9 protein-coding genes are annotated in these 12,697 nt (G+C 50.5%); all 9 read left to right on the top strand.

Annotated elements, in window-relative coordinates:
• Positions 1 to 50: 50 nt before the first annotated feature.
• The 9 genes from J0A67_RS10570 to J0A67_RS10530 all read left to right on the top strand — a co-directional run bounded on the left by J0A67_RS10570 (position 51) and on the right by J0A67_RS10530 (position 12,693).
• Positions 51 to 938, top strand: coding sequence for an aldo/keto reductase (locus J0A67_RS10570; protein ID WP_206569275.1), 888 nt, complete (start codon positions 51 to 53; stop codon positions 936 to 938).
• A 64-nt stretch (positions 939 to 1,002) separates the two neighbouring features.
• Positions 1,003 to 3,156: a penicillin acylase family protein gene (locus J0A67_RS10565; protein ID WP_206569273.1), complete on the top strand. Its 2,154-nt coding sequence runs from the start codon at positions 1,003 to 1,005 to the stop codon at positions 3,154 to 3,156.
• 106 nt (positions 3,157 to 3,262) lie between these two features.
• Positions 3,263 to 5,269 (top strand): glycogen debranching protein, encoded by a 2,007-nt coding sequence (locus J0A67_RS10560; protein ID WP_206569272.1) that lies wholly within the window; start codon positions 3,263 to 3,265, stop codon positions 5,267 to 5,269.
• Between the two features lie 168 nt (positions 5,270 to 5,437).
• Positions 5,438 to 6,790 carry an anaerobic C4-dicarboxylate transporter family protein gene (locus J0A67_RS10555; protein WP_206569271.1) on the top strand — a complete coding sequence of 451 codons (1,353 nt, stop codon included), beginning with the start codon at positions 5,438 to 5,440 and terminating at the stop codon, positions 6,788 to 6,790.
• A gap of 46 nt (positions 6,791 to 6,836) precedes the next feature.
• Positions 6,837 to 7,886 (top strand): type II asparaginase, encoded by a 1,050-nt coding sequence (locus J0A67_RS10550; RefSeq protein ID WP_206569270.1) that lies wholly within the window; start codon positions 6,837 to 6,839, stop codon positions 7,884 to 7,886.
• An 86-nt stretch (positions 7,887 to 7,972) separates the two neighbouring features.
• Entirely contained in the window at positions 7,973 to 9,436 is a 1,464-nt protein-coding gene (locus J0A67_RS10545) for an aspartate ammonia-lyase (RefSeq protein ID WP_206569269.1), read from the top strand.
• Positions 9,437 to 9,481: 45 nt separating this feature from the next.
• Complete coding sequence (locus J0A67_RS10540) at positions 9,482 to 10,693, top strand: porin (protein WP_206569268.1); 1,212 nt, start codon at positions 9,482 to 9,484, stop codon at positions 10,691 to 10,693.
• Positions 10,694 to 10,783: 90 nt separating this feature from the next.
• Positions 10,784 to 12,058, top strand: a complete 1,275-nt coding sequence (locus tag J0A67_RS10535; protein WP_241265138.1) for an OprO/OprP family phosphate-selective porin — start codon at positions 10,784 to 10,786, stop codon at positions 12,056 to 12,058.
• 80 nt (positions 12,059 to 12,138) lie between these two features.
• The gene (locus J0A67_RS10530; RefSeq protein WP_206569266.1) at positions 12,139 to 12,693 is read left to right on the top strand and encodes a TetR/AcrR family transcriptional regulator; all 555 of its coding nucleotides are present in this window, start codon (positions 12,139 to 12,141) and stop codon (positions 12,691 to 12,693) included.
• Positions 12,694 to 12,697: the final 4 nt, after the last annotated feature.

The raw sequence follows: 12,697 nt of genomic DNA, 5'->3' as shown, positions 1-12,697 counted from the left end.
GAAAATTAATAAATCAGGGCTTTGCCTTGGGGAAAATTAACCTAAATACAATGCCGGATTCTGCAGATCCAAGCTTGCTTTTCCTACCTCCGATTGCACTGGGCTGCATGTCGCTGCCACATACATATCCCGAGTCGGAAAAAATAATCCATCATGCGATCGATCTGGGGATTGGTTTTTTTGACACGGCGGATCTATACCAAAAAGGGAAGAACGAGGAGAATGTCGGCCGGGCCGTCAGAACCAAGAGATCGCAGCTGGTGCTTGCTACCAAAGTCGGAAATCAATGGACTCCAAGCGCGACCTCCTGGACCTGGAATCCCAGGAAAGGTTACATTCTGAGTGCTGTTGAGCAAAGCCTCAAGCGACTCCGCACAGACTATATCGATCTCTACCAGTTGCATGGGGGTACTATGGACGACCCTTGGGAGGAGATCATCGAGACATTTGATTTGCTTAAAAGTCAGGGAAAGATCCGAGAATTCGGCATTTCATCCATCCGGCCCAATGTGATCCGGAACCTGTTGGACTTGAAAACTCCGGCTACCGTGATGCTGCAATACAGTCCTTTGGACAGGCGCCCGGAGGAGACGATATTTCCGATGCTGGAAGGCACTGCGACCCGAGCCCTGGTTCGGGGCGCTTTTGCAAAGGGAATTTTGATCGACAAGCCTGCTGCTGTTTTTTTGGATTTCACAGCGGAAAAAGTTGCTCAAATCAAGGCCGAGATCGCCCAGTTCGGTTTTTCTCCGGAAGCCATACTGATCCGTTTTGGATTGGTGGAGCCGGCGGTCTCTTCCTTGGTGGTTGGGGCCAGTAGCCATAGCCAGGTGGAAAAACTCCAAAAGGCTCTTGTGGAAAGTCGATCGATTCCGGAGGAGCTGCTTGCGAGGATGAAATCCATTCTTCCAAAGAACTTCTATCAAGACCACCGATAAGAATGGGATTGTGGGGTTTTTCGAAATCGCTTACTTTCGGGAAACTTCCTTTTCACCCTTCCACATGCTGAAGCGATTTACTTTCCTGATTTGCCTTGTTGCTCTCTTTTCCTGCCAGACACAAAATCTCAACGATGAAATCAACCGATGGGAGGAGCAGGCAGCACGTGTGGAAATCCTGCGCGATGACTTTGGAGTGCCGCATATTTATGGCAAAAGCGACGCGGATGCGGTCTTTGGCCTGCTGTACGCCCAATGCGAGGACGATTTTCGAAGAGTGGAGCGCAACTACGTTTGGGCAATAGGTAGGCTCGCCGAGCTGGAAGGGGAGGAGGCACTTTACTCTGACTTGCGAGCTAAGCTCTACATGACGGAATCCGAGGCCAAAGCCGCCTATGAAACCACCCCGGATTGGCTCAAGGAGCTATGCGGGGCTTTTGCGGACGGGATCAACTATTACCTGCAAACCCATCCGGAGACAAAGCCCCAAGTAATCACCCGATACGAGCCCTGGATGCCGATGTTTTTCTTTGAAGGGTCTATTGGAGGTGACATAGAAAGCATCTCTACCGAGCGCCTGAAGGCATTTTATGAGCAAGATTCAGCCTTGGCTTGGAATGAAGCAGACGACGTTCTGATCGAGCCTCAAGGGTCAAACGGCATAGCCGTTGCGCCAAGCCTGTCGGAGTCCGGCAATGCCATGCTACTGATCAACCCCCACACCTCATTCTATTTTCGTCCCGAAGTTCATGTCGTCAGTGAGGAAGGCCTCAACGCATACGGCGCGGTGACCTGGGGTCAGTTTTTTGTCTACCAGGGCTTCAATGAGAAAACGGGCTGGATTCACACGTCGACCTTTGTGGATTTCAAGGATGAGTTTGAGGAGGAAATCGTCGAATCGGAAGGTAAGATCCAATACAGGTATGGAGAGGAGCTCCGAGATGTGGAAATGCAGACCGTCACCTTGAAATACCAATCCGGTGATGGACTGAAGGAAAAAGAATTTACGTTTTACCGTACGCACCACGGGCCCATCACCCATCAGAACGGAGAGAAATGGGTCGCGACCAAGATCAATTGGGATCCTGTCAACGCACTTTCCCAAAGTTATACCCGCACCAAGCTGGCCAATTATTCTGAGTTCAAGGAGATGATGAACATCCGTACCAATTCCTCGAACAACACCGTTTTTGCGGATGCGGACGGAAACATCGCCTATTTTCACGGCAATTTTATCCCCAAGCGAAACCCTGAATTTGACTTCTCCAAACCGGTGGATGGCAGCAACCCAGCAACAGATTGGCAAGGACTACACAGCGTGGATGAAAGCATCCTTATTCTCAATCCCGAAAATGGCTGGATACAAAACTGCAATTCCACACCTTTTACCGCCGCCGGAGATTTTAGTCCCAAACGGGAAGACTATCCTGTATACATGGCTCCAGACGCAGAGAACTTCCGTGCCGTCCATGCAGTCAAAGTTCTAAGTGAGACTTCGAAACTGAATTTGGACAGCTTTATCAGTTTGGCTTATGATCCTTATTTGCCCGCCTTTGAATACCTCATTCCCGAGCTGCTAGGTGCAGTGGGAGTAGGGGAAAATGAAGAGCAAAAACGGATTTTGGAGCTTCTAAGTGCTTGGGACTACAGAACATCCAAGGAATCTGCTGCGATGTCTTTTGCCCATTTCTATGGGGAAAACTATCAACGGGCCTTCCGCAGCGCTAGCCGATTTGTCAATGAGATACCCAATGCCAAAGTCCCGAGTGCCGATGAAATAAAGGAAGTGTTTGAAGCTACCATCGCTCAGATGAACCTTGACTTTGGTACTTGGAATAAGCCCTGGGGGGAAATCAACCGATTTCAGCGGCTGAGCGGCGCGATCGACGCGGGATTTGACGATGACAAGCCCTATGTCCCAATCGGTCTGGCTTCCGGAAATTGGGGCGCACTGGCGGCATATGGGGCCCGGGCTGGCGAAAACACCAAAAATCTCTATGGCTATCGTGGCAACAGCTTTGTTGCGGTTGTTGAGTTTGGCGACGAGGTAAAAGCCAAGACTATACTGGCTGGAGGCCAAAGCGGCGATCCCACTTCTCCCCACTTTTTTGACCAAGCCCAGCGCTATGCCGATGTACAGTTTAAGGACGTGGCATTCTATCGGGAAGACGTGGAGAAAAGGGCTGTCACACGCTATCACCCTGGGGAAAGCAGGTGATCTGAGCTATTGTGTTTGAAAGGGAAGTTTTTCAGCTATCCGACTGACTAATATCAGGGAAGAGGCGAGAGACAGAGATTAACTTGGATCAAAACTTTCCAAGACAATGGCCCTCCTTCATCCCGGACACAGCTTTCCCATCGGGGCTTCCTGCACTAAGGAGGGGGTCAATTTTTCCCTTTTTTCAAAGCATGCCGAGCGGGTGGAGCTGCTGTTCTTTCAGCACAGGGACGATTTGGAACCATCATCCATCGTGCGAATGGACCCACGCGCCAACAGAACTTACCACTATTGGCATGTCTTTGTGCCGGACATCCGGCCTGGGCAGTTGTATGGCTATCGGGTTTTTGGTCCCCAAAATCCGGGGCAGGGTATGCGGTTTGATCCCTCCAAAGTATTACTTGATCCCTACGCCTATGCTGTGGCATTTTCGGAGCCTTGCCCCAAATCGGTTGTCGTGGACATGGCAGCCTACGATTGGGAAGGGGATCTCCCGCTCTGCCGTCCTTTTTCTCAGACCATCATCTACGAGATGCATGTTTCGGGCTTTACGAAAAATCCCAATTCGGGACTTTCAGACAAACTCAGGGGTACCTATGCCGGCATGATCGAAAAGATTCCTTATCTGGTGAATCTAGGAATCACCGCAGTAGAGCTAATGCCGGTGTTTCAGTTTGATCCCAAGACCGAGGACGGACGCATCAACTATTGGGGATACAATCCAATCAGTTTTTTTTCTGTTCACGAAGGGTTTTCGAGCAAAAAGGACCCCACTGGCGCATTGGATGAATTTCGGGACCTGGTCAAAGCGCTGCACCGCGCCGGTATCGAGGTGATCCTCGATGTGGTATATAACCATACCGCCGAGGGAGGCGAAGGCGGGCCAACCTATTCCTTTCGCGGTATTGATAATCCGCTGTACTATTCTCTCGAAGAAGACCAGTCTAAATACAGAAACTACTCCGGGTGTGGCAACAGCCTGAATGCGAACAATCCCATTGTCCGGAGAATGATCATCGACAGCCTCCACTTCTGGGTGAAACACATGCATGTAGATGGGTTTAGGTTTGATCTTGCATCCATCCTGTCGCGCGATGGACAGGGCCGTCTGATCGAGAATCCTCCCATACTTTGGGATATCGAATCTGATCCCGTCCTAGCTGGCACGAAACTTATTGCAGAGGCTTGGGATGCGGCCGGACTGTATCAAGTCGGCACCTTTGTGGGAGACAGTTGGAAAGAATGGAATGGGAAGTTTCGGGATGATGTGCGGAGTTTTCTTCGGGGAGACCGGGGGACAATCCGGGCCTTTGTCAGCCGTATGATCGGAAGCCCAGATATCTTTGGCCACCAGGATAGGGAACCCGAGCAAAGTATTAACTTCATTACCTGTCACGATGGATTTACGCTGTACGATCTGGTCAGCTATACCAACAAGCACAACGAGCTCAACGGTGAGGGAAACCACGACGGAGCCAATGAAAACCTAAGCTGGAACTGTGGGGTGGAAGGGCCGAGCAAGGATATAGGGATTGAGTTTTTGAGGGAAAAACAGATGCGGAATTTCTTCACCACAGTGCTGCTTGCAGTGGGAGCTCCGATGATCTCTATGGGCGACGAAGTCAAACGTACCCAGCTCGGCAACAACAATCCCTACTGCCAAGACAACGAGCTGAGCTGGTTTGACTGGGATCTGGTATCCCAAAACCAAGGCCTGCTTCGCTTTGTCAAGCTTCTGATTTCCCAGCGACTGCGACGTGATGCCAGCCAAGAGGCAAATGCCATGAGCCTTAAGGAACTGCTGGATATGGGACGTGTAACTTACCATGGAATAAGGCTGAACATGACCGATTGGTCGGACGATTCCCATGCCCTTGCCTTCAGTGTGGAGTCCATCACCCAGACCCTCTCCATGCATATCATGATCAACGCCTATAGCGAAACCTTGGAGTTTGAAATCCCAAAAGCCAAGCTCGCGGAGAGAAATTGGAGAGTGTGGATGGACACCGGCAAGGCTTCCCCCCAGGATCTCTATGAATGGGGCAAGGGGCCCGAATACAGCGACGAAAGTTTGGCGGTAGAAGCCCACTCTATAGTAATTTTGGTGTCTTAGGGGAGAGCTGGTATTATCTGAGAAACTTTTTGTTTTAAGCTGACTTTTGTCAGCGAAAATGGCTGGGGAATTAATGACTTTTCAAATGGCATAGAGGGATTTAGCTATCCGCGCAGTCTTCTATGTTGGTATGGTATTCGGCTAATTTCAACTTTAGAAACCTATCTCATGATATTTCTTCAGCTCGCTGTCGTACTGGTCTGCATTTTCATCGGCGCGCGCATGTCGGGGATAGGCTTGGGCGTGATGGGAATGATCGGTCTTTTGGTGATGATCTTCGGGTTCGGTTTGGTTCCATCGGATCCACCGCTTGAAGTGATGTTGATCATCATGAGCGTGGTCACTGCTGCGGCAGCGCTTCAGGCAGCTGGCGGTATGGATTATCTCGTGAAGATCGCCGGTCAGATCCTCCGTAGCAATCCCCGACAGATTACGATTTTGGGCCCACTGATCACCTATGCGTTTGTCCTTTTTGCTGGCACTGCACATATCTCTTATTCCATCATGCCCATCATAGCCGAGGTGTCAATCAAAAACCGAATCCGACCCGAGCGGGCGATGAGCATGAGCGTGATCGGTGCCTATATGGCGATCACCGCCAGCCCGGTGTCGGCGGCTGCCGCTGCGATGCTCACGGTCTTGGCAGCGACTGGTCTCGGCTTGTTTGATATCCTGATGGTCGCCATCCCCGCTACGCTGATCGGATTATTCGCCGGGATTTTGTTCGTCTGGAAGCGTGGGAAAGAATTGAGCGAAGATCCGGAGTTTTTGGAACGGATGAAAGACCCTGCTTTTGCCAAAAATCTAGAGGGAAAAAAAGACGCAGCCGACGCGGAGGACGCACCCGGAGCGGTAAAATCCGTGGTCATCTTCTCGCTCGCGGTGGCTTCGGTAGTCATCTTCGGCTCTTTTCCCCAGTTCCTGCCTGATTTTGGCAATAGACCCGACTTCAACCCCGGTTTTGCGGTGAGCGAAGCCGGTCACTTGCTGATGCCTTCTATGATCATGATCATTATGCTCGCGGCCACGGGTCTAATTATCCTATTTGCCAATACCTCTGCTGGCAAGGTCACCAAAGCGAGTCTTTTTTCTTCAGCAGGTCAGGCTACCATAGCTGTCTTCGGTGTGGTCTGGATGAGCAGCACCTTTATGGATAATAATTTTGAAGCGATCCAAAACACCCTGGGAGAGCTGGTGGCGTCCTTTCCCTGGTCATTTGCGATAGCTTTGTTTGTGCTCAGCATGCTGCTCTACAGCCAAGCCTCCACCGCAAAGGCATTGATGCCCTTGGGCCTTGCGCTGGGCTTGCCGCCCGCCTATCTCATTGGAATCTTTCCTGCCGTGAATGGACATTTTTTTATTCCCGGCTATCCCACGCTATTGATGGCGATCGAGTTTGACCGCACGGGCACAACCCGAATCGGCAAGTATGTGCTCAACCACAGTTTCATGCTCCCCGGTCTGGTGACTACCATCGTCGCCGTGGTCGCAGGGCTACTGCTTCAATCAGTTTTGCTTTAACCGATTCCCTAGATCACGAATACCTAAATCCAAAAACCCACAAACCATGAAAAAGCTATTCACGATTTTACTAATCGTAGGCCTCGCCTGTCAGGCTTGGGCGCAAGACTTGCCAAGAGTAATCATTCTGGCGACCGGAGGAACCATCGCAGGAGCAGGCGCTTCTGCCGACCGCGCCGGTTATACCGCTGGGAAAATTCCAATTGATGACTTGATCGGAACCATCCCCTCGGTAAAGAAAATTGCCAATATCAGCGGTGAACAAATCGCTTCGGTGGGAAGCCAAGACATGACCATCGAGATCTGGAAAAAATTGGCCATACGGGCAAATGAGATTTTTGCCAACAACGAAGCCGATGCCATCGTGGTCACCCATGGTACCGACACCCAAGAGGAGACAGCCTATTTTCTTGATCTGGTGATCCCCTCGGACAAGCCTGTGGTATTGACGGGCTCCATGCGTCCGGCGACCGCCATCAGCGCCGATGGTCCCAAGAACCTCTATGATGCCATCACTGTCGCCATCCATCCGGATACCAAGGGCCGTGGCGTGTTGGTCAGCTTCAACGAAGGGATCTACGACGCTCGGGAAGTCATGAAGATGAGCACGACCAAGACCAATGCCTTTGACTCCCCCAATACCGGAGCAGTAGGACAGGCCTACGATGGCAGGGTGGAATATTATTCCAGCTCGGTAAGAGAGGTGAATCCCCCCAAGCCTATTGTGCTGACGGCTGACACCAAGCTGCCTCGAGTGGACATAGTGTACATGTATGCAGATGCATCGGCGGATATGATCGATTTCCTGGTTAGCAAGAAGGTGGATGGACTCGTGATCGCAGGCGTCGGCAACGGGAACTTCAACAAGGCCTACATGGATGCTGTAAAAAGAGCTGTGACAGCAGGCGTGATCGTATGTCGTGCCAGCCGAGCTCCTTCGGGCAGAGTGGTACTGCATGACGAGATCAACGACGATGAACTGGGAACCATTGTTTCCGATGACCTCACTCCCCAGAAAGCGCGGGTACTGCTGATGCTGGCTCTCACCCGATCCAAGGACAAAAAGCAACTCCAAGAGGCATTCTTCACCTATTGATCATTCTTTAGGATTTCTGTCGGACCAGCTTGAACGGGATTTCGCCGAGCTGCTCTTGCCGAATCTTAAGACTAAATCCAAGCACGATGAAAAAGACAAGAAAAATCGGATTGCTGATTCTTTTGCTTCTGGCCGGTGGGCTGGCGGTAGAAGCACAACAAACCCGAACAGAGCATGACCTTCTTGGGGAAAAGCAGATTCCTGCGGACGCTTACTATGGTGTACAGACTGCCCGAGCCCTTGAAAACTTCCCCGTAAGCGGAATCAAGACCAATTTCTACCCAGACTATGTCAAAGCCTACGCGATGGTCAAGCTGGCTGCTGCACGGGCAAATGCGGAAGACGGAAGATTGAACCAGGAAAAATTGGAGCTTATTGAAAAAGCCTGTCAGGCAATTATCGAAGGAAAATACCACGATTATTTTCTCGTGGACATGTACCAGGGTGGAGCAGGAACTTCGGCGAATATGAACGCAAACGAGGTGATAGCAAATATCGCCTTGGAAATGGGCGGCCACGAAAAAGGACGGTATGACATCATCGAGCCACATGACGATCTCAATATGGGGCAATCCACCAATGATGTGTACCCAACGGCAATCAAGGTTGCCCTCTTGCTGCATAACGACAAACTGGTGGCGGAACTGGAGATGCTTTCACAAGCCTTTCATGCCAAAGGCGATGAATTCAAGCATATCCTGAAGATGGGGCGTACCGAGGGACAGGATGCCGTACCGATGACCTTGGGCCAGGAGTTCCACGCATTTGGAAACCAGCTGGACGCAGAGATCAAGAGTCTCAAGGATATGGAGAAATATCTTTACGAGCAAAATATGGGTGCAACCGCGATTGGTACAGGCATCACCGCTTCGCCGGGCTATGCGGAGCACTGCGCGACACATTTGGCCAAAATTACCGGCAAACCGATGTACCTCAGCAAGGATCTGATCGCCGCGACCAGCAGCCAGCAGGGCTTTGTGATGTATTCTTCGGCTCTGAAGAGTACCGCGGTGGCCTTATCCAAAATCAGCAGTGACCTGATCTTTTTGGCATCTGGGCCAAGAACCGGGATTTTTGAAATCAACTTGCCAGCGCTTCAGCCGGGATCGTCGATCATGCCTGGCAAAGTGAACCCGGTCATGCCCGAGCTTATGAACTTGGTTACATTCAAAGTCATGGGCAATGACCTGACCGTCACACTCGCAGCACATTCTGGCTTGCTCCAGCTCAATGCCTACGAACCTGTTGAGGCCGTGGCGATCATGGAGTCACAGGGCTTGCTTTTCAAAACCCTCCCGCTTTTCCGAACCCAATGCATAGACGGAATTACTGCCAACGAGGACGTGACCACGCGCTACATCGAGCGAAGTGTCGGCATTGTTACGGCATTGAATCCCGTCTTGGGATATGATAAGACCACCGAGCTGGCCAAGGAAGCCTTGGAAACTGGCAAGGGAATTATTGAGCTGATCCGGGAAAAGAAACTCCTGACCGAAGATCAAATCAAGAAGCTGTTGGATCCCGAGGCTCTCACTGGGCAGAAGGAATAGATTGATCACCAATTTGGAAATTCAGAAATCAGAAATCACATCCCTATGAAATCACCAAAAAACATCCGATGGATTCTGCTGCTTTTCCTTTTTCCCATGCAGGTGTGGGCACAAAAGCAGGAGCGACAGGTGGGAGATACGACGTATTACAAATCTCTGATTCCCGAGGCCAAGCAAGGCCTCCTAAAGAATGTCAGCATGATTGCCAATATGAATTTTGCTTTCAGAAATGAATTTGTCGACGGAGAGTATACCCAATCCAGGTTCAGAAATGAGCAATTTCGATTGGAGTTGAGGGGGCAGGTACACGAAAAAGTGTACTTCCGCTTTCGGGATCGCTACACCCGGGCGCAGACTTCGGAGTCGGTGGACAACCTGAGCCGTTCGGTGGATCTGGCCTACATTCGGGTGGATCTGAGCAGCAAGTGGAGTGTGTCCCTCGGCAAGATGTGCGCCGACTGGGGAGCTTGGGAATTTGACTGGAATCCTATCGACATCTACGAGTATTCAGATATCGTCGAGTATGCCGACAATTTTCTCACAGGTGTTGGATTCAGCTATACCCCAAGTCCCAAAAATCAATGGACCTTCCAGGTGCTCGATTCCCGAACCAAAACCTTCGAAGAGCTATACGGTCAGCAACCCAATTTCACTGAGTCTAAGGCACCCTTGGCTTTTGTGGCCAACTGGAGGGGAAGCTTGTTTGAGGGAAAGGTGAAAACGATTTGGTCCTATTCACTCTTCAATGAAGCGCAGGATGCAAATGGCAATGGTGCCAATATGAATTATATCGCCTTGGGCAACGAGTTTAACTTCGACCGATTCCGGTTTATTTATGACTTCAAGTGGAGTGATGAAGAGCTGGACCGCACCGGCATCGTCAGTGAGACAATCCCCAACGACCTCTACAACTACTCCGTGGGCAATACGCTCTATGTAGGGCACTGGGTCAACCTTCGATACATGGTGAACCCCAAAGTCCACTTTACCTTCGTTGGGATGCTGGATATCGCTAACTGGAAAAACAGCTTCAACGATCCGGAAAACACCACCGGAGAAGAACACATCCGCAATGCATGGGGCTTTATACCCGCAGTGGAGTATTATCCCTGGGACAATCTGAATTTGAAGTTTTTTGCCAACTGGGTGGGTAGAAGCTACGATTATTCGGATTACGCCCAAGCTCGATTTGGTGCCCAGAATTACAACACCGGTCGCTTCACCATAGGATTTATCTCACCGCTTGGTATCCTGTAGTTATTTCCCAGAATGCTTCTGTCTCAAAGGAAAACCATAAATCTAGACCGTGGAGGAAAGTTACCTTTGGTAATAGTACCGCCAAGATCGATGCTTACGTTGATCTTGGTGGTCTTTTTTTTGAACTCGGCTAGGAGCTTCGCCCAAGACACGACCGCAGTAGTAATCCCAGATGGTACCATGGGGGAAGTTCTGGAGCCGATCGATACTTTGGAAGAAAAGAAGTTTCCCCGTAACGTCAATATTTTTACCGGTCGCTACTCCAGTTTTCGGATTGGGATGGGCTTTCTCTACGAATTTGCGGGATTTTCCCAGGATGAAGCCGGTCGAAGGCAAATGGATTCTGCGGGAGTTGTGCTGGAAAACCAGTTTAAAGTTCGGGATTTCCGTGTGTTTGCCTCCGGTCAGCTGACCACCAGGCGCGTGATTTCTTGGAAGATCGGCCTAATGTACGACGGAGCAGCCCGTGAATGGCTGATGCGTGAGACGGGCCTCACCATTGCTGTACCGGAAATCTCAGGTCATATTTTTGTCGGGAGAACCAAGGAGGGATATTCCCAAAACAAGGTCATGAACGGCTATGCTGGCTGGACCATGGAGCGGCAGATGGGACTCGATGTGATCCCCATTTTGGCCGACGGGATCAAGTGGATTGGTTTTTTTTCCAAGCATCGAATTTTTTGGAACGTGGGGATTTACGACAATTTCTTCTCGAAACATCAGGGCTTTTCTACCTACAACTGGCAAACGGTGGCTCGGGTCGGATGGTTGCCCATCTCCAACTCCGAAAAAAAGGTACAACTCCACATGGGGATGAGCTACCGCTACGGGCAGGTGTATGAGGGGCAGATTCGGATTAGATCCAGGCCGGAGGCGAATCCGGCTCCGTTTTTCATTGATACGGACCTTCTCCAAAGCGACTATTCCAATCACCTGGGACTGGAGGTCTATTATACGAAAGGCAAGCTGATGCTAGGTTCGGAATACAACTTCCACAAGTTTGACCTGAACTCGGGCGGCAAGGCACTTTTTCATGGAGGCGATGCAGTAGTGAGCTATATTTTCACGGGCGCCTCAAGGCCGTACAGCACGGTGAGTGGGGTCTACTCTTTCGTGCCGGTGAAGAAGTCGGTTTTTCAAGGGGGATGGGGAGAGCTGGAGGGCGTATTCCGCGTATCCAATCTCGACTTAGAGGACGGAGGAGTTCAAGGCGGAAAGTTTTGGAGGCTTACTCCCATGGTCAATTGGTACATGACGAGATACCTCAGACTGGAGGTCGCCTATGGATATGGAGTGCTGGACAGGTTTGGGCTGAAGGGAGCGACCCAGTTTTTCCAGACTCGAATCCAGTTGGCTATTCTTTGAATGCAGGTGGCCTTTCTCTAAATTGAAAAAATTAAGTGCCTGTTGATAATTGATTGTTTGGGCAAAAAACCGCGGAGTTTATGGTTTCGAAAGGTGACAGTTCTAGCGCTTGGCTGAATTTGGGATATCAACTTTTTTCGGAGGAAGGGCACGAGGGGCTTCAAGTGGAGCGGCTGGCTAGAATCTTGGGCAAAAACAAATCCGGTTTCTACCATTTTTTCGGTGACAAAGACGTATTCCTAGAGCGCCTGATGCAGATGCATGTGTCGAATGAAGAACGTCTGTTTCCGGAGTTGACGAAGCTTCAGGAAATCGATGGGCGCTTTATCGAACTCATTTTGGCAAACAAGGAGACAATACTTTTTCAGACCCAGCTGGTCAAAAACCGCGACGTCAGGCTTTTTCAGGATACGTTCGTCAAAGTCAACAAAATGGTTGAGCAAGCTATCGGACAGGCTTGGGTTAGATTTTTGGGTGTGTCGGAGGCAGTTGCCCTGAAATATTGGAGGCTGATCCGCGATACGTTTTACGCTAGGGTCACCCGGGAATCCTTCCATCAGGAATGGGTAGTCGATTTTGTGAAGGAAGCCAAGCTGATTCTGCGAGAGGCACAGCGAGACTCGGCTTCCATCTGACTTC

This window comes from Algoriphagus aestuariicola, assembly GCF_017254835.1.
Taxonomy (GTDB): domain Bacteria; phylum Bacteroidota; class Bacteroidia; order Cytophagales; family Cyclobacteriaceae; genus Algoriphagus; species Algoriphagus aestuariicola.
Note: the sequence above shows the minus strand (reverse complement) of the source record. Positions and strands in the feature narration are given on the sequence as shown.

Bases quoted from the DNA above. Each gene is read 5' to 3' on its own strand.
- J0A67_RS10570 (WP_206569275.1), top strand. From the start codon at position 51: ATGCCGGATTCTGCAGATCCAAGCTTGCTTTTCCTACCTCCGATTGCA.
- J0A67_RS10565 (WP_206569273.1), top strand. From the start codon at position 1,003: ATGCTGAAGCGATTTACTTTCCTGATTTGCCTTGTTGCTCTCTTTTCC.
- J0A67_RS10560 (WP_206569272.1), top strand. From the start codon at position 3,263: ATGGCCCTCCTTCATCCCGGACACAGCTTTCCCATCGGGGCTTCCTGC.
- J0A67_RS10555 (WP_206569271.1), top strand. From the start codon at position 5,438: ATGATATTTCTTCAGCTCGCTGTCGTACTGGTCTGCATTTTCATCGGC.
- J0A67_RS10550 (WP_206569270.1), top strand. From the start codon at position 6,837: ATGAAAAAGCTATTCACGATTTTACTAATCGTAGGCCTCGCCTGTCAG.
- J0A67_RS10545 (WP_206569269.1), top strand. From the start codon at position 7,973: ATGAAAAAGACAAGAAAAATCGGATTGCTGATTCTTTTGCTTCTGGCC.
- J0A67_RS10540 (WP_206569268.1), top strand. From the start codon at position 9,482: ATGAAATCACCAAAAAACATCCGATGGATTCTGCTGCTTTTCCTTTTT.
- J0A67_RS10535 (WP_241265138.1), top strand. From the start codon at position 10,784: ATGCTTACGTTGATCTTGGTGGTCTTTTTTTTGAACTCGGCTAGGAGC.
- J0A67_RS10530 (WP_206569266.1), top strand. From the start codon at position 12,139: ATGGTTTCGAAAGGTGACAGTTCTAGCGCTTGGCTGAATTTGGGATAT.